Below are 17,251 nucleotides of genomic sequence, written 5' to 3'. Positions count from 1 at the left end.
GGAAAAGCGTCAATTGTTGAAGAACGGTTTATTTATATAAACGATAAAAATGAATTATAGTTCTGCTAACACTTTTTCAAGCTGATTACCATTGTTAATCCAAGCATATTTAGCTCCCTCGATCGCTCCTTGACGAGCTTTCGTTGCTTCACTAAATCCAGATTGATCAAGATGTAGGTTAGTTGTACCATCTTCACCTTGTGTCAACGTCCATGTAACCGTAGTGATTTCTCCGGCACTCGCCCAAGTGTAAGATAATGTATGAGGCTCATCCACTACAAGCACCTCACAATTGACAATTCCATCCCACCATTCGTTTGGCTCAGCTCGGAATTGAAATTTATGTCCTACGATTGGTTTAAAATCATTTTTCCATATCCATTTTTCAAGAGTGTCTGAATCCGTTAATGCGCTCCAAACTTTCTCGATTGAACTTGTGAATTGGTAATCTAAAGATACATCTGCTTTCATTTTTTTTCCTCCAATATAAGATTTAATTTAGCCATTCTTTCTTTCCAGAATCCTTCGTAATAAGATATCCAATCTTGAATTTCCTTTAATGGATTGGCATTCAACCGATATCTCGTTTCTCTACCAACCCTTCGAGCAATTACAAGATCAGCATCTTTCAGGATAGCCAAATGTTTAGAAACTGCTGTACGCCCCATTTGAAAATGAGCCGTTAATTCGTGAAGAGGTAATTCTTCTGCATCAGCCAACAAGCGTATTAATTGACGTCTTGTGGGGTCAGCAATCGCAGCATAAACATCACGCTCTAGATTTTTCTCGCTCAAAATCTCCTCTCCCTTTTTGAATAGGACACTAAATGGTGTCTTAATTATATGACACCATTTAGTGTCCAGTCAATTTTTATTTTTGACAAAATGACATTCGTTTTATTCTTTTTCACAACAATAAAAAAGAGTGTCAAATACTTTTACAATTTGACACTCTTTTGACTGATATTTTTTTAACTAAACGGCGTTGTTTAAGTCCAAATATATACTATGATCTTCCTTTAGGAATAGTAGCTAAAAATTGAACACCATTTTCGGTATCATTCATTAAATAGGTAATAGAAAGTGATTCAAATATTTGCTTTACAATATAAAGACCTAGTCCGCTCCCACCAGTATTTCGATTTCTCGATTTTTCGATTCTATAAAATGGCTCAAATAATTGTTGTATTTCCTCTTCTTTTATTGTGACACCTGTATTCATCACTTGTATTTGAATCTGATTTTCTTTTTGGAGATCGGATACGTCTATACATACTGTTTCTCCTTGCGGTGAATACGTAATCGCATTATGGATGATGTTTTTGAAAGCTTTTTCTAATAAATCTCGATCTGTGCGTACATTCATGTTAGGAGAAATTTGTTTTATAATCTGAATGTCTTTTTGAGAAGCAAAAAAACCGAGGTCTTTCGTTATTGAATCTAATAATTCTAGAAGGTTGACTTCCTCCAATTGCAATTTTAAGGTATCTTGTTCTAATTTAGACATGCTTAAAATCTCTCGAACTAATTGTTCCATTCCTTCGATAATTTTGTGGTTTTTTTCTAAGTAGAGGTCACGATTTTGATAAGGACCGATATTATAAATCATCCCTTCTAAATATCCTTTCATAACAGTAAGCGGAGTTTTTAATTCATGTGCAACTGTTGCGAAAAATTCTCGGCGTTTTGTTTCGATTTTTCGCTCTCTTTCAATATCATCTTTTAATTGCTCATTTGCTTTTTGTAAATCAAGCATAGTTCGTTGCAAGTTATTCGACATCTCATTCAAGCTATTGGATAGTTCCTCTAATTCATCATTTGAACGAACTACGATGTTTTCGGAAAAATCCAAGTTGGCCATCTTTTGCGCACCTTCATTCATATAGATGAGCGGTTTTGTAATGAACCTTGAATATAAAAATGCACTTCCTAATCCAATACACACTACAATGATACTTATATAAGGAAGAAAACGGACTAAGACATGTGTCGCTTCATCAATAGGTTGTAATGTCGCTAATACAGTAACCATTAAACCATCTTGATTAAGGAATTGAATAGGCAAAGTAACATTAAATACATTATTAAGGTTTTCAGAATTTTGCAATGGCGCTGTTTTTGCAGTAAGTATTGGTGGTTGCGTATTTCCCTGAATAAAAAAAGAAGGCGAATATATCATAGTTCCTTCTTTAGTTTGTAAGTAAATGATGGCATTGTTTTCTTTTGTGTACTCATCCAAAAGTGGTATCGCATTTTGTATTGTTAAATTTTTAGATTCACCAATTATTTCCTCTAATCCAGATTGGAGTTGATTCTTTTTATATTGTTCATAAAATGTTGGAAGGAAGAAGTATAACGTTAAATAAATCAAGACTGCAAAAGATAACAATATGAGGGAAGTGATCATAAAGAGCTTATACGTTATTCGTTTCATCTTCATGATGTTTACAATCCTATTCATCGATTTTGTATCCAATACCCTTTATTGTTTTTATATAGGGTATATTTAATTTTTTTCTTAAATTTTTTATATGTGTATCAATCATCCTTGTTTCGCCTGCATATTCATATCCCCATATCTTTTCTACAATAATTTCTCTAGTAAGCACCTTTTTTTCATTATGAAGTAGTAGTTGTAAAATTTCGAACTCTTTAGTTGTTAACGGGATTTCAACTTTATTTACATAAGCCTTATATCCGTCACAATCGACATTCAGTTCATTAAAATTCAGATGATTATCGCTATTTTGATTACAACTTCTTCTTAGAACTGCTTGTACTCGTCTGATCAATACATGGAATGAAAAAGGTTTCGTTATATAATCATCAATTCCTATATCAAAGCCTTTCATTTGATCTTGTTCTTCTTCTAAAGCCGTCAACATTATAATGGGTATGTTTGACTGACTTCGGATCATTTTGGCAACTTCAAATCCATTAAGGTTTGGCATCATGACATCAAGAAGAATTAAATCAAAGGGTTGTGTATTAAATCGTTTCATTCCCTCTAACCCATCTGAAGCAACCTCTATTGTATAATTTTGTGTCATCAAAAACTGTTTAATTAATTCTTGAATTTCTAAATCGTCTTCTACTACAAGAATATGATAGTTCATCAATATATCCCCCTCGAAGCACATTATAACCTTTCAATCTGGAGTTTATGTGAAGAAACCTCATATTCCCTTTGAATGCTATACTATCCTCTCAAATATTCATTCTGGAATGGATTCGATATAACTATATGTTCTTTTTTGAAATTGAATAAAATAATAAATGTTACTGACGCTAATTTTTATCTTCTCTACATAAACTCCTCTTTATCTCCATACAAATACCAGATTGGTCATATACATTAGTTGTTAGGAAGAAAATGAATTCTTTTATGTGTACTTTCAATAGAATGAAGCGTCTGAAGATGTATATGACTATACAGTAGTTTTCTTTCAACATGTTCAACTAAGGAGAAGGTTTTATGTATAAAATTAATCTACGTCCATTATTGTTAATGGTCGTATTTATGTTGGTATTGTGTTCGTGTTTGACATACGTATCCCTTAAAGCTTTAGGAGCAGAGGAAATCTTCTTTAAGTGTACGAAGTCATTTGTTAATATGATAATGATTAAAATAATTTAAAAGTTATTTATAATTAAGAATCCATTTGGAAAAAAAGATGGATTCTTTTTTATCGTCCAAAGCTTCGTTTATTATACTTTTGATTCCATAAATGTCTAATGATAGATTTCGCAAAAAATTTTGATAAAGACACGAAGTTCCCCCTAAGATAAACATGTTTTAATTTTCACCTGTTTATCCTAGGGGGAGCTTATGCTATTCATACCTGTTCATTTATGCCTGGTGTAAATCTGTCGAGCTAAAGTTTTATAGAATTTATTTATTGTATGAAGAATTTCAATTAGGAGATGTAGAACCAGATGTAGAATCTTGTATCATATCTTCTTCTGAATTAGATGAGTAAGGATCCCTCTGTTCTGGTGACCGTTCACCTGGTTTTGATGTGAACTCCTCCCACTGTTCTGGTGTCATTTCTCCTCTTGGATTTGGAGATTCCCACTGTCGCTGATCGGGAATCTTTTCTTCTGAATACGTGTTATGATCTTGGTCCATATTCGTTTCACTTTGATTCAGGTTTCCACCAAAATTAATCAAATTTGCAAATAAACCAATTGCTATTCCGATTGATACTAAGCCAATGGATGCTGCTATTTTCGTCCACATTTTTTTCACTCCAATTTTACATTTTAAAAGATTTTCTATAAAATTTTATTCCCGTTTCTTCTTCAAACTTTTACAAACCAAATTTTGATTTTCAAGATACACTACCTTATCAGATTGTTTAGCGACTTCCTGGGAATGAGTGACAACGATAATACATTTGTTTTCTTTATGAGCTAGTTCTTTAAACAATTTTACAATTTCATCCGAAGTATTCTCATCTAAATTACCGGTCGGTTCATCCGCAATTAATAAATCTACTTCACAAGATAATGCACGAGCTATTGCTACACGCTGTTGTTGACCGCCGCTAAGCTGTAACACCTTTCTTTTCGCTTCGATTTCCGACAAGCCAACCATTTCTAATAATTCAAGCGCTCTTCTTTTTTTATCATTTATGTTAACTCCTGTAATCTCCATTGCCGTGACGACATTTTGAAGTGCCGTCATATACGTAATGAGATTATAAGATTGAAAGATGATCGAAACATATTTATTTCTATATTTATCTAATCCAATTTTCCGTATATCTTTTCCTTTGTAAAGTACATGTCCTTCTTTTGGGTTATCTAATCCACTTGCTAAACTAAGTGCGGTTGTTTTTCCTGAACCTGATGGACCTAAAATGCTATAGAAACATCCTGTTTCAAAGGTGAAATTTACATTCTCTAACAAAGTATTCTTCTTATTATTACTTTGATAATAGTAAAATAGATTTTTAAATTGTAATATAGTGTCCATGTGACTCCTCCTACTCATCTTTTAATAGAATTTCTTTTGGATTTAAACGAAGAATTGATAATGCTGGAAGAAGTGTTGATAAAATCGCGATTAATAACCCTAATGCACCTAAATTCAACACATCTTGTGATGATATACTTACATCAATATCGTCGATAGGCTCTACATCCTTATCTTGTTTATTCATACTTCCAAACGTAAATCCTAAAGTATTTGATTCTTGTTGTTGATCTTCGGCAGCAATAACTTCTTGCTGTAATAAACTGTCTCCCATTTTTTGAGACACTGTTTTTCCTGTAATGATAGAAATGCCAAATGCTAGTACAGCTATACATAGTACTTCTACTAACAGTTGTCCTATTAATTTCCTCTTTTTTTCACCGATTGCCAATAGAATACCTAATTCCTTACGTCGCTCTTTTATGGTCAACATGATAATAAGACCTAATATAATGGATCCAGCTATGGATACTAAATAAACAATCATTTTGGAAGTAGCGGCAATATTCTCGATAGGGCCTACCATTTTTTGATATAAAGCATCATGTGCATCTAGCTTAAATAAATCAAAATCAATATTTGTTTTCTTTGCCTCGGCTTTAAAATCTTGAATATTCTCTGGATCATTTAAGTAGTAAATTGCTTCGTTAATAGATACACCCTTTTTATCACTTTCTTCAGACATTTCTTTCGTCGCGTCATAAGTAGTGTATACTTTGTTAGATGGGTGCATCATAGCTGGTAAATTTTCATCGAAGTCAGTTATCCCGGAATTTTTGTATATCCCTATTATTTCCAACTCAACTTCCGATGTTTCATCAGTTGATTTAATCTTTAACTTATCACCAACTTGAAGCTCGTTTTCTTCGGCTAACCGTTTTTCAATCAGAGCTACTTTCTTATTCACATCCTCTGATTCAATTGAACGACCGTCAATCATTTCATTCGTTCCATCTGTAAATTCTTGCAATAAATCGGAACTTTTTACGCCTTGGATAAATGTATTAGGCATTTTCATATTTCCAGAGTGACTACCACCTACTGCTCCAACTACCCCTTCATCATCCGTTCCACTATTAATAGGTGCAAAATCATCTGCTACAAGCATGTCACTTTTAAGATAGTTGTAGTCTATTACATAAGGTGATTTAGCTAACTGATCTGCTTCATCAGCAAAAAGTTCAGGGTGTTGTATTTTTCCATTTGGATTCTCTTGTCGCTGTTTCTCTACATTTTCCATAAGCTTCTCTTCGTCCATTCTAAGACTCACGTCAACACCTAATGTTTGTCTAGCGTGATCATTCGCCTTTTGTGAGACATTTTGAATAGCGAAACCCGCTAATACTAAATTGGAAACTACTAAAAATACAGTAAATAATATTAGCGATTTCCCTTTCCTTGCTTTAACACTTAAAAATGCTCGTTTGATAAAATTCATTTTTATTACCTCCTTGATAGCTATACTATAAATGGGTAACCTGTAGTTTATATGGAGATACTGCGGAGTTTATCTAGAGATTATTTAAATATAAAATAAGCTTGTTTCTCAAAATGCGAGAAACAAGCTTATTTTATTTGAATATTATCCGTTTTCAAACTCTTCAATGATTAATATGCCTGAGCAAACCAAACTTTATGCTTCGCTTCGTTGCCACAGCAAATACAAGTAGTTTTTGTAGTTGGTGGGTTAAACGGAATGTTACGAGAAGTATATTTTGTCTCCTCTTTCACTTTTTCCTCGCATGCATCATCTCCACACCATCCAGCAAGAATCCAGCCTGGTATAGATCCGTTTTCTTTGGACGTGTTAATATGCTGCTGTAATTCCTGTAGTGTATCAATCGTAGTATGAGCGTTTTCATCACGGAATGTACGTGCTTTTTCAAATAAACGCGTTTGCATAGTTGTTAGTTCTAACTCAATGGCTGAAATAATGTTATTCAGGTCAATGGATTGCTTCTCATCTTCATCTCGTGCTTTTAACAATGCCTGGTTTTTCTCTAAATCACGAGGTCCTAGTTCAATACGAATCGGTACACCTTTTAATTCCCATTCGTTAAATTTGAAGCCAGGTGATTGGTCCGAATCATCTAAACGAACTCGAATTTCCTTCTTTTTAAGGGCTGCGAAGATGTCATCTAGTTTCTCTATAATTTCAGGGTTCTTTTTCCATGGACCTACAGGTATTAAGACAACTTGGGTTGGTGCAATTCGTGGCGGTAAAATAAGCCCCTGTTCATCACCGTGAACCATAATGACAGAACCGATTAAGCGTGTGGAAGTCCCCCAAGATGTTGTGTGTACATGTTCATGCTGATTAGCTTTGTTTAAATACTTAATATCAAATGCTTCAGCGAATTTTGTCCCTAAATAATGAGAAGTACCAGCTTGTACGGCCTTGCCATTTTTCATCATTGCTTCAATTGAAAATGTATCAACCGCTCCTGCAAAACGTTCTGAAGGTGTTTTTTGTCCATCATAGACAGGGATTGCAAGTAAATCCTCAACTACCTCTTTATAGATCGTTAACATTTGCTTGGTTTCTTTACGTGCATCTTCTTCATCGACATGCGCTGTATGGCCTTCTTGCCACAAAAATTCAGAAGTTCGAATGAACGGAAGTGTTTTCTTTTCCCAACGAAAAACATTTGCCCATTGATTAATGAGGACCGGTAAATCACGATAACTTTTGATCCAATTTGAATATAAGTGTCCAATCATCGTTTCAGATGTCGGGCGAAGTGCTAAACGTTCTTCTAATTTCTCGCCTGCTGCTTCCGTTACCCAAGGAAGCTCTGGTGAGAAACCTTCGATATGATCTTTTTCTTTTTGAAAAAAAGATTCAGGGATTAGCATAGGGAAATAAGCGTTGCGATGGCCTGTTTCTTTAAAACGGCGGTCCATTTCTTCCTGAATATGTTCCCAAATCTCATAGCCGTCCGGTTTAAATGCGATACAGCCTCGGACCGGTGTATAATCCATTAAGTCTGCCTTTTGAATTGTTTCAATGTACCATTTTGAAAAATCATTTTGTTGTTTCGTCATGTTCTTTCCTCCATTTCGATTAGGTGTTTGCCACCTATTGAATAAAAACGAAAAAACACAAAGCTGTCCTTAAAATAAGGACGTCTTTGTGCCGAATTAACGTGGTACCACCTTGAATTTAGTTTTAAAAACATCTTAAAACCCTCAAACGTTTTGTAACGAAAACGACTCGGTTATGTTTGCATAACATCTCCGTGGTAGGTTTCAGATAGAAGCGGTGATATAGCTCTCAACATTTGCTATATTTTCTGTTTCACAATTCTACCTTACTTGGCCACATCATCAATTTATATTGTATATAACTTTAGCAAAACAGTTAAATAATTTCAAATATTAATAATTATTTTTCGGAAAATATCTAAAAATTAACATTACTCCAGTGCGAAATATCACTTTTAATAACAAAGGATTTTTCAGCAGTTGATTTTTCACAAAGACTTACTATAATTATTTACTCTCAACTATTAACTGCGCAAAGTCATCTACCGATAGTGGTTTACTGAAATAATAGCCTTGTACATACTCACAGCCATGTTCACGCAGCACTTTTAATTCTGCTTCTTCCTCTACGCCTTCAGCTACTACTTGAAGATTTAGGGCATGTGCAAGAGAGATCATAGCTGAAATCATGGCAATGCCTGATTTTTCAGGTAAAATATCACGGACGAATGCACGATCTATTTTTAAAACATCTACTGGGAATGTTTTTAAGTAATTGAGCGACGAGTAACCTGTTCCGAAATCATCTAAAGAAATCGTAATACCGAGTGCTCTTAATTGGTTAATAGTATTGATCAAGTCTTCGGTATAATCCAACATACTCATCTCAGTAATTTCTATTTCTAATAAGTGTGGATCGATTTTAGTTTCTGTCATAATTTCGCGTACCATTTTGACAAAGCCTGTCGTACTAATATGAATCGGAGAAATGTTTACGGCAACACGTAAGTTTAAATTATGTACCTCGTTCCAAGCGCGTGCCTGGGCGGATGCTTTTCTTAACACCCATACCCCTATATCATTTATAAGCCCACATTCTTCAGCAAATGGAATAAAGTGATCCGGAGGTATATGACCAAGTACAGGATCATGCCAACGAAGTAAAGCCTCCATGCCAATGATTGTATTCGTTTTTAAATCAATCTTTGGTTGATAATGTAATTCTAAAATATCCTTCTTTAACGCTTGATGTAATTTTGTTTCAAGTAATAGCCATTTATCATTGATTTCATCCATAGTAGGTCGATATAAGCGATATTGATTACCACGGGAAGATTTCGCAGCATACATTGCAATATCTGCATTTTTCAATAATTCCTCCACAGAGTTTGCATGATCTGGAAAAATACTAATTCCAACACTAATACTAGCGTAAAATTCATACGTATTCACGATAAAACTCTCATTAAAGACGCTAATTATTTCCTCAGCCTTCTCTTCAATACGGTCAACATCGTTTATTATAATTACAAATTCATCACTATTGTGGCGGTAGATAGAATTCGATGTGTAATCCACGTTGCGTAGGCGATGTGCCATTTCCACTAAGAACAGATCCCCGATGATATGACCAAGTCCATCGTTAATGTTTTTAAAACGATTTACATCAATAAAAAATAACGCAAACTTCTCACCTGTACGTCGAGATTGATGGAATTCGTTTTCTAAACGTTGCTCTAACTTACGACGATTTGGTAGCCCTGTTAATTCATCGTGATAGGCAATATGAGTAATCTTTTTGATATCTTTTTGTGCAGTTATGTCGACTCGAATAGCAATATATTGATATGGTTTACCATTGTCATCAAGAAAAGGAAAAATCGTCGTCTTCACCCAGTATAGACTACCGTCCTTTGCGCGATTACATACCTCGCCATTCCACATGTCACCCTTACCTATCGTTTTCCACATCTCTCTAAAGAAAGATCGTGGATGGTAACCTGAATTCAGTAAACGGTGATCTTGCCCTAATAATTCTTCACGTGTATATTTAGAAATTTTGCAAAAATGATCATTAACAAACGTAATTTTCCCAGTTCGGTCTGTGATTGCCACAATGATTGAACTATTCATTGCTGAAAAAATATCTTGTAATTCTTTCAGACTATAGTGAACTTGATTAATACTACTAGGCGTGATATTCATCATTTACATTCTCCGTTCATTAGAAGGGTTTGGTACTTTTGCTTTATAAAAAGCGGGGTATGGGATATCGCCCTTTATTATGTAATTATATTATAGTATTAGAAAAGCGGTTAATTCAACCCAAATATTCAAACGTTTAAATCTATATTTAAATGATTTTTGTTAGAACAGACTCAAAAAACAAGGTCTTTTAACTCATTTAACACGCTTGTTTTGGAATACACTAAGTACCTTAGTCCATTTATATGTTACGTTTAGCCTATTCATTTCTCAACTGAATGATCGGTCTGTATTTTCAGATACTTGAATAATTACTTCATTTATGATAATTACTAAAAATACCTTACTGTCATAACTAGGCAGTAAGGTATTTTATAAGCTAAAAGACTTCATATTCTATTGGACCTCCCAATGTTTTGGCTCGTTCATTGTAGGCATCAAGTTGCTCTTGAGATAAGGTCAACATATAATAGTGAAAATTGATGGGTTCTAAACCGTGTTTCTCACATACTTGTCGGTAAAAATCATAGCCTTCGCGATATTTTGTCATCCTAATACTTCCTTCCATTTGTGCAACTTCATTAAAATAGTCTAGTCTTTTTTCAATCAATTTCGCCTTGGCGTAATTGATTATGGATTTTGAATTGTGATCGCACAATTCCTTCTTTTAAAAATCAGTGATATCAAATCTTCAAAGGTGAATGTCTTCTACTGAATGAAGAAAAAATTTCGTATCCAGTTTTATATAAAGAAATTCGCATCCCCTTTCCTTTGTTATATAACAGATTAATTATTTTTTAATAATATATAACAGTTTCTTTGGTACGTCAATAAATTATCTGATATTTCTTTCAAATAGTTGAAAGCCCAGTCCATTTTAATTAGTATGGCTGGGCTTTTCATAAAATATTCACGTCGGCGTCCGTTCTAATCACATCCTTTAATCTTAAACCTTTTAAATACCTAGTTGTTTTGCTTGCATATTATAAGCTGAAAGTTGCTGCTGTGATAACTTTAGCACATAATAGCGGAAAGAAATTGGCTCTAACCCATAACGTTCACACATCTCACAATAAAACTCATAACCATCACGATACTTTGACATTTGAATTCCTCCTAAAAACAAACTGTTTTATAACAGTTGTTATTATTTCTTTTTTAATATATAACAGATAATTCGTTTCGTCAAGCTTTACAATTTGGGGTACCTTCAGGAAAATGCGGATTTACAACGCTAAGCCTTTCTCTCTGGCATATAATCTTCGATTGATAAACTAACTGATAACCTCGTATTTCCCTTCGTTTGATTCCATGTATCCTCTGAAAACAAATATTTCTCAAAATCTCTTTATTGTCTACTGCCCACAATGGATACATCACCAGCCCGAACATGTTCCCTTAGTTCTGTTAAGACAGCCATTTCATAATAATGACGATTGATTGTACCGTCATCCTCATATAAGTGTTTTTCCAACGCTTTGAGATAAAGTCCACAGGTGAGTCGTCAGGTACTTTTCGCTTTCCAGATTTCCTCGGATAATCTCTACAGATTGTATAAGTGATTCATTTCCCTTTGTAGAATGAAATTCCAATACCTTTAATAGCGTTGGCGTGTATTTTCTAAGTGAATAAAATCGTTTTTGCAGTAAGTCTAAATAATCATAGTCGGCAGGACGTGAGAGCTTATGAGCTTCTTCTACCGAAAAGACAAAAGAATTCCATCCAATAACGAATTCTAAAACCTCAAATATGTCTAATTTTTCTTCTTTTACTTTGATTAAAGCTTGTCCGGTGTTCATAAAGTGTATAACCTTTCCACCCATCTTTTTACAGGTTTTGGAACATTTTATAGCTTGGTAAATATTAACGTGTTATCATTTGATTAAAAGGGAGTTATTTAATTTTGTTCGTCAATCGGGCCATTTTATCGAATAGCTTGCATATATAGGAGTACATCATTATGAGGTTAAATATTATTAATAAAGATTTCTCGTCAATGTGGTTATCTAATTTACTATCCATTTTGAATGGAAGATTCAGAGAACTAGTTATACCATTAATTGTGTTGGGTTTAACTAATTCCCCTTTAGTAACAGGACTGGTTGCACTTTCGCAACAGCTTGGAACAGTATTACTTGCGATTCCTATAGGCACATGGGTAGAGAAGAAAAACAAAGTCCGAGTAGCCAGAATTTGTCATATTATCTATGGCATTGGTATTTTCACACTTGCTTATTTGATAATATTAGAACAATTAAACGTTGCAGTAATCACCTTTGTTTTATTCTTTATGGGTATAGTATCTTTAATTAGTGGTACTGCTTTTTCGGCAATGATCCCTAGTGTTGCAGGAAGAAAAAAGTTATTAGAAGCCCATACGAGTTTAGAAGCTGCCGATGCGATTGTCACTTTAATTGGACCGGCAATTGGTGGTTTTTTATTAGCGAAAACAGGATCATTCATAACATTAAGTATCTGTGCTACGTTGTCCTTATTATCAGCACTCTTTATTTCGTTAGTTCGAAATAGAGAAATACAACCCCAACAAAGTATTGAAATGGCAACTAAAGAGAAAAAAGCAAACTTTTTCAGGCAAACGGTAGATGGACTGAAATACCTTATTGTTAATACGCAACAATTAATTAATACTATTGTTTTAAGTACGTTAGGCTTTTCTACAATATTTATTGTTCTAACTGTTCTACTCCATGCAAGGATATCTTTAAATTTTTCTGAAGAACTCATAGGTATTTTATTATCAAGTGCCGGTATTGGAAATATCATAGGTGTTTTAATAATGAAATGGTTTAAAAATAGGAATTGGCTATTACTACTGTGTTCATTTCTGATTATCTCTTCTGTTGGCGTTTTTGTTATTTTTTCAACAGAAAACTTTATATTAATGTGTTTAGGAATGATAATATTTGATGGTGCACTATCAATGGCATTTGTGGTCCAAGTATCTGTGCATCAAGGGATTACGCCAAATAACTATTTGGCGAGGGTAAAAAGCGCTACATATGTTATAGGTGGTCTATCTACAATGTTGGGAACGTTTTTAGCTGGTGCTATTCCAGAATTTTCATCATCAAGAATTGCACTAGGAATTGGAGTATTCGTACTAGCAATACCAGCATTGTATTTGCTTAAGTTTCGAAAACTTGGTGTGAAACTCAGTAAAATAAAAACGATTAGTATGAATAGTAATGTAGAATGATTTCACTAATTTAAAGTAATGAGATCATTTCTAGAAGAATCAAAAAAACGATTGGGCAAGTGGCCAATCGTTTTTTTGCCTATTATTCAGTTGTAACGATAAAATCGCCACGGCGAATTAATGCAAATAGAGTGCCAAGTCCTAACAAAGTTGCTACAAGGATAAATGCTACCTTGACATCCCAAAGCTCTGCAATTGCTCCGAAACTTAATGTTCAAATACCGAATAAGAGTGATATCATAGTACTTTGAACGGCGTAAATTTTAGGAAGCTCGTCAGTAATTGCAAATTTTTGAAGCATTGTCTCACTTACAATGCCTTTTAATTGTTGAACAACTCCGTTCAGAATAACAATTAGAATTGAAATCCACAGAATGGTTGTTACTCCGAAAAGAAGAGTAACACCGCTAATGCCAAATGATAACACAATACCTAAGAAAGAAGGAAAGTTTAAAGGTCGGTTAAAGAAGTACCATAAAAATCATGCAGGAATGAATTATGCAATAAAGCTTTATAAAGAGGAGATATGACTGAAAATCAATTTGTGAAATTACAAATCTGTCTAGGGCCTCATTATATAGAAAGCTATCGGAAAGGAACAGTTGATGAGTTATACCCAAAATCGGAAATATATAATAGAAAATAAATTTTATATAGAGGTGGAATTATATGCCTAAAATTGACAATATGTTAGCAATTCTATGGATGCTTCGTTCAGGTGAAAAAATTACTGCAAAACAAATTTCAGAAAAGTTAGAGATGAATATAAGGACTGTGTATCGTTATATTGATACAATTTCAACAAGTGGCGTACCTATAATTTCAGAACCAGGACATAACGGTGGATACACTTTATTGAACAATTTTATTGAGGCTCCTCTTTTTTTTGATTTTGAGGAGCAAACTGCATTATTTCACGCTGCTGTTTTTGCAGAAGAAGCGGGATATTATGGAGGTGAAGCACTAAATAGGGCTATTTCAAAACTAAGTAAATACTCAAATCAAGAGCAGGAAACAAAGATAAACCAACATTTAACTAGTCTTGAAGTAATAAGTCGATTAAGTTCACTCTCTATGGAACCTTTTTTGAAGGAGTTGGAGCATGCCGTAGCTGACGGGTACTCAGTAAAAATTCTTTACCTTAAAAGTGGCGAAAAGCAATTAAATTATAGATTGGTCGATCCGTATAGAATTATCTATTGGAATAATAAGTGGTATGTGATTGGATTTTGTCACCTTAGGAATGATATCCGTAGTTTTAGAGTAGATCGAATTGAAAGTCTAATGTTAACCGAAAATAAGTTTAACCGGCCAGAAAATTTTTCAGCACGTGACTTTTTTATAAAAGGTCTTCTTCCACCTATAGAAGATAAGGAAGGGATTATTTCTTTGGTTATTAATGGGGATAAAAATGTAATGGCTGATATTTGCCAACATTGGTTTTTAGGACATTATTTACAAGAACGGACTTCAAATCAAGCAGTTTTTCTTCTTGAAAAAGATATGATACATACATATGTACCTTATTTACTTTTACCATACAATAAATCTATTAAAGTTATTGAGCCAATAAGTCTTAAGAAAAGACTTATTGAAGTTCTGTCGGAATTAATAAAATTTCATCAAGTATGATAACTTCCCTGACGTTAACTGTCAGGGAAGTTATCTTATAATACCTATATCAATTGTGATTGGAGTGTTATTGGATGCAAACAAAAAGAGTTTTTCTATATGTATTTAATACAATGTCGGACTGGGAATATGGATATTTAATTGCTGAACTAAACTCAGGAAGATATTTCAAAAAAGATTTAGCACCTTTAAAAGTAATTACAGTAGGAGCTAATAAAGAAATAATTACTACTATGGGAGGACTGAGCATAAAACCAGATATTTCCCTTGATGAATGTACTCTTGAGAGTAAAGATCTTTTAATTTTACCAGGAGGGACTACTTGGAGTGAAGAAATTCATCAACCTATCTTGGAAAGAATTGGCCTAGCTTTAAAGCTTGGCACTATTGTTGCTGCAATTTGTGGTGCAACTGAGGGCCTCGCGAATATGGGATACTTAGATACTAGAAAGCATACAAGTAATAACTTAGAATATACTAAAATGGTATGTCCTAACTATAAAGGAGAAAAGTTCTATGAGTTGGGATCTGCGGTATCTGATGCGAATTTAGTTACTGCATCAGGAATAGCTCCTCTGGAATTTGCAATGGAAGTACTGAAAAAAATAGATGTATTTACACCGGATGCATTACATTCATGGTATAACCTAAATAAGACTCATAAACCTGAATACTTCTTCCAGTTAATGAATTCAATAAATAAGTAACTGAAAAGCTCTATTTCTCTATTTTGGTTTGGAGAGAAGTTGGGCTTTTTAATTTGGAATTTCCATGTCGTTGTAAATCCGCATTTTTCCTAACGCTACCCTAATTTTAAAATATCCTTGAAGTATTACTTTAATGGAATAATAAAAGCCATTGTTTTGAAAAAGATTAATCAAAACAATGGCTCTATTTAATGTTGAATATTTAATTCAGTCAAGTAACTCTACCGTTACTTTTAGTTTTATATCTACTGGATGCTCTTCCTCTATTACTCGGTAAGTTATGACATAAGCTCGTTTGGAGAATCCTTCAAATACCTTTTCAATACTTTCGTTACCGTTCAAAATACCATTTTCAATTTTCCACGTTTTGTATTTTGTAATAAAACCTTTTCGTTCCAGTATTTGATACGGACACTTTAACTGGAAAATCCACCTCATAAGTAAAATATGATTTACTTTCACCTAAGGGAGACGATACTTCTTCATTAATTACAAACCCTATTTATTTACCGCTTTTCTCCGTATTGGTGATATCTACGACACCAGGTTTATCGTCTTTTTCCTTTTGTGTGCTATCCAAAACAACAAGTTCATTTATTACAGCCTCTGAAGTTGCATTTTTAGAGGCTACTTCTGTTTTAGATGAAAATATAGTACACCCTTATAAGAGAATAATAGAAGTGCATATAATAACTAACTTATAAATTCTCACAACTTCTCCTAATCAAAAATTGGAAATAATACTAATTATACTATAAAGTCAGAAAAAGAAGGAAAGGCTTTTGCCCTTTCCTTCTTACTATGTGTCTATTTATGCTGTTTGCACGACATTGGACAATCTACTAAAAATTTTTCAATAGTCGGAAGATCATTTTAGGGATAAAAATTAAAATGTTCCAGATAATCTCTAAGGCGATTGAATTTTTAATTTCTACTAATATTTTTTTAATATAGTATCGTGTTTTGCTTTTTTTTATTCTTTGTATTAATTCTTTAATATAATTTCGAGCTTTGCTTTTTTTCATTCTTTGTATTTAGTCTCCAGGAAGTTCTTTAGCTCTTAGTAATTTGATCATTTTATATTCTTAAACAAATCATCCGTTAGTTAAAAGTAATAAAAAATGGATGTTTTTCTTTATCTAAACATATTAAAAGTTCCTCTTGATAAATTTTATTATTTATCATTTTTAATGCCTCTTCAATAATAAAAAATCCGACTTCCAAACTTTCTTTACTGGTTTTTAGTTTTTCAGTGACAGGCGTTCCCAACCACCATATATTACAGATATTATTACTTATTTCCTGCGAAACGCCGCAAAAACCAATAATGTCAATGTCTATTCCAGTTTCTTCTTTGACCTCTCTAATTACAGCATTTGGGACAGTTTCATTTTCTTCTACAATTCCACCTGGCAGTTCTCATCCTCGAACTGGATGCAACTTTAGCAAAATCATATTATGTTTATTTATAACGACAGCGCCTGATGTAATCGTATATTTACTCATTTAATCATACCTTATAATAATT

Annotated in this window: 16 protein-coding genes, 2 pseudogenes and 1 other annotated feature; of the genes and pseudogenes, 4 read left to right on the top strand and 14 right to left on the bottom strand. The window is 33.5% G+C overall.

Features of this window, described 5'->3' with window-relative positions; all coding sequences use genetic code 11:
• Nucleotides 1-54: 54 nt before the first annotated feature.
• The 12 genes and pseudogenes from AC3WSO_RS12535 to AC3WSO_RS12480 all read right to left on the bottom strand — a co-directional run.
• On the bottom strand, nt 55-471 hold the full coding sequence (locus tag AC3WSO_RS12535; RefSeq protein ID WP_492531184.1) for an SRPBCC family protein: 417 nt from the start codon (nt 469-471) through the stop codon (nt 55-57).
• Complete coding sequence (locus AC3WSO_RS12530) at nt 468-794, bottom strand: ArsR/SmtB family transcription factor (RefSeq protein WP_197140822.1); 327 nt, start codon at nt 792-794, stop codon at nt 468-470. Before AC3WSO_RS12530 ends, AC3WSO_RS12535 begins: the two co-directional genes overlap by 4 nt.
• Nucleotides 795-1,005: 211 nt before the next feature.
• Nucleotides 1,006-2,460, bottom strand: coding sequence for a sensor histidine kinase (locus AC3WSO_RS12525; RefSeq protein ID WP_492531183.1), 1,455 nt, complete (start codon nt 2,458-2,460; stop codon nt 1,006-1,008).
• On the bottom strand, nt 2,453-3,118 hold the full coding sequence (locus AC3WSO_RS12520; RefSeq protein WP_492531181.1) for a response regulator transcription factor: 666 nt from the start codon (nt 3,116-3,118) through the stop codon (nt 2,453-2,455). Before AC3WSO_RS12520 ends, AC3WSO_RS12525 begins: the two co-directional genes overlap by 8 nt.
• Before the next feature lie 794 nt (nt 3,119-3,912).
• Nucleotides 3,913-4,239, bottom strand: coding sequence for a hypothetical protein (locus AC3WSO_RS12515; protein WP_492531179.1), 327 nt, complete (start codon nt 4,237-4,239; stop codon nt 3,913-3,915).
• A 45-nt stretch (nt 4,240-4,284) separates the two neighbouring features.
• Complete coding sequence (locus tag AC3WSO_RS12510) at nt 4,285-4,977, bottom strand: ABC transporter ATP-binding protein (protein ID WP_492531177.1); 693 nt, start codon at nt 4,975-4,977, stop codon at nt 4,285-4,287.
• A gap of 10 nt (nt 4,978-4,987) precedes the next feature.
• On the bottom strand, nt 4,988-6,415 hold the full coding sequence (locus AC3WSO_RS12505; protein ID WP_492531175.1) for an ABC transporter permease: 1,428 nt from the start codon (nt 6,413-6,415) through the stop codon (nt 4,988-4,990).
• A 170-nt stretch (nt 6,416-6,585) separates the two neighbouring features.
• A complete protein-coding gene (gene proS, locus AC3WSO_RS12500) occupies nt 6,586-8,022 on the bottom strand; it encodes a proline--tRNA ligase (protein WP_492531174.1) in 1,437 nt (478 codons plus the stop codon).
• Between the two features lie 73 nt (nt 8,023-8,095).
• Nucleotides 8,096-8,314 (bottom strand) — a binding site (T-box leader).
• A 155-nt stretch (nt 8,315-8,469) separates the two neighbouring features.
• Nucleotides 8,470-10,170 (bottom strand): putative bifunctional diguanylate cyclase/phosphodiesterase, encoded by a 1,701-nt coding sequence (locus AC3WSO_RS12495; protein ID WP_492531172.1) that lies wholly within the window; start codon nt 10,168-10,170, stop codon nt 8,470-8,472.
• Nucleotides 10,171-10,546: 376 nt separating this feature from the next.
• Complete coding sequence (locus tag AC3WSO_RS12490; protein ID WP_492531170.1) at nt 10,547-10,717, bottom strand: transcriptional regulator; 171 nt, start codon at nt 10,715-10,717, stop codon at nt 10,547-10,549.
• A gap of 405 nt (nt 10,718-11,122) precedes the next feature.
• Complete coding sequence (locus tag AC3WSO_RS12485; RefSeq protein WP_492531168.1) at nt 11,123-11,272, bottom strand: transcriptional regulator; 150 nt, start codon at nt 11,270-11,272, stop codon at nt 11,123-11,125.
• A gap of 138 nt (nt 11,273-11,410) precedes the next feature.
• Nucleotides 11,411-11,996, bottom strand: a pseudogene (locus tag AC3WSO_RS12480) (Tn3 family transposase); the annotation flags it as partial.
• 131 nt (nt 11,997-12,127) lie between these two features.
• Here AC3WSO_RS12480 and AC3WSO_RS12475 point away from each other — a divergent pair.
• From AC3WSO_RS12475 to AC3WSO_RS12460, 4 genes and pseudogenes are all read left to right on the top strand, one after another.
• Complete coding sequence (locus AC3WSO_RS12475; protein WP_492531167.1) at nt 12,128-13,384, top strand: MFS transporter; 1,257 nt, start codon at nt 12,128-12,130, stop codon at nt 13,382-13,384.
• A 428-nt stretch (nt 13,385-13,812) separates the two neighbouring features.
• Nucleotides 13,813-13,990: pseudogene (locus AC3WSO_RS12470) on the top strand (helix-turn-helix domain-containing protein); the annotation flags it as partial.
• Nucleotides 13,991-14,053: 63 nt separating this feature from the next.
• On the top strand, nt 14,054-15,016 hold the full coding sequence (locus AC3WSO_RS12465) for a helix-turn-helix transcriptional regulator (RefSeq protein WP_492531165.1): 963 nt from the start codon (nt 14,054-14,056) through the stop codon (nt 15,014-15,016).
• Nucleotides 15,017-15,090: 74 nt separating this feature from the next.
• Nucleotides 15,091-15,723 (top strand): type 1 glutamine amidotransferase family protein, encoded by a 633-nt coding sequence (locus AC3WSO_RS12460; RefSeq protein ID WP_492531163.1) that lies wholly within the window; start codon nt 15,091-15,093, stop codon nt 15,721-15,723.
• 207 nt (nt 15,724-15,930) lie between these two features.
• On the opposite strand, the gene AC3WSO_RS12455 is transcribed toward AC3WSO_RS12460, so the two are convergent.
• Nucleotides 15,931-16,185 carry a hypothetical protein gene (locus AC3WSO_RS12455; protein WP_492531161.1) on the bottom strand — a complete coding sequence of 85 codons (255 nt, stop codon included), beginning with the start codon at nt 16,183-16,185 and terminating at the stop codon, nt 15,931-15,933.
• A gap of 639 nt (nt 16,186-16,824) precedes the next feature.
• Entirely contained in the window at nt 16,825-17,127 is a 303-nt protein-coding gene (locus AC3WSO_RS12450; RefSeq protein ID WP_492534341.1) for an NUDIX domain-containing protein, read from the bottom strand.
• Between the last annotated feature and the right edge of the window lie 124 nt (nt 17,128-17,251).

The organism is Lysinibacillus sp. EB106-09-02-XG168, from assembly GCF_058791475.1.
Note: the sequence above shows the minus strand (reverse complement) of the source record. Positions and strands in the feature narration are given on the sequence as shown.

Excerpts from the sequence above, each read along its gene's own strand:
- AC3WSO_RS12535 (WP_492531184.1), bottom strand. The coding sequence starts at position 471 with ATGAAAGCAGATGTATCTTTAGATTACCAATTCACAAGTTCAATCGAG.
- AC3WSO_RS12525 (WP_492531183.1), bottom strand. The coding sequence starts at position 2,460 with ATGAATAGGATTGTAAACATCATGAAGATGAAACGAATAACGTATAAG.
- AC3WSO_RS12515 (WP_492531179.1), bottom strand. The coding sequence starts at position 4,239 with ATGTGGACGAAAATAGCAGCATCCATTGGCTTAGTATCAATCGGAATA.
- AC3WSO_RS12510 (WP_492531177.1), bottom strand. The coding sequence starts at position 4,977 with ATGGACACTATATTACAATTTAAAAATCTATTTTACTATTATCAAAGT.
- AC3WSO_RS12505 (WP_492531175.1), bottom strand. The coding sequence starts at position 6,415 with ATGAATTTTATCAAACGAGCATTTTTAAGTGTTAAAGCAAGGAAAGGG.
- proS (WP_492531174.1), bottom strand. The coding sequence starts at position 8,022 with ATGACGAAACAACAAAATGATTTTTCAAAATGGTACATTGAAACAATT.
- AC3WSO_RS12495 (WP_492531172.1), bottom strand. The coding sequence starts at position 10,170 with ATGATGAATATCACGCCTAGTAGTATTAATCAAGTTCACTATAGTCTG.
- AC3WSO_RS12490 (WP_492531170.1), bottom strand. The coding sequence starts at position 10,717 with ATGACAAAATATCGCGAAGGCTATGATTTTTACCGACAAGTATGTGAG.
- AC3WSO_RS12485 (WP_492531168.1), bottom strand. The coding sequence starts at position 11,272 with ATGTCAAAGTATCGTGATGGTTATGAGTTTTATTGTGAGATGTGTGAA.
- AC3WSO_RS12475 (WP_492531167.1), top strand. The coding sequence starts at position 12,128 with ATGAGGTTAAATATTATTAATAAAGATTTCTCGTCAATGTGGTTATCT.
- AC3WSO_RS12465 (WP_492531165.1), top strand. The coding sequence starts at position 14,054 with ATGCCTAAAATTGACAATATGTTAGCAATTCTATGGATGCTTCGTTCA.
- AC3WSO_RS12460 (WP_492531163.1), top strand. The coding sequence starts at position 15,091 with ATGCAAACAAAAAGAGTTTTTCTATATGTATTTAATACAATGTCGGAC.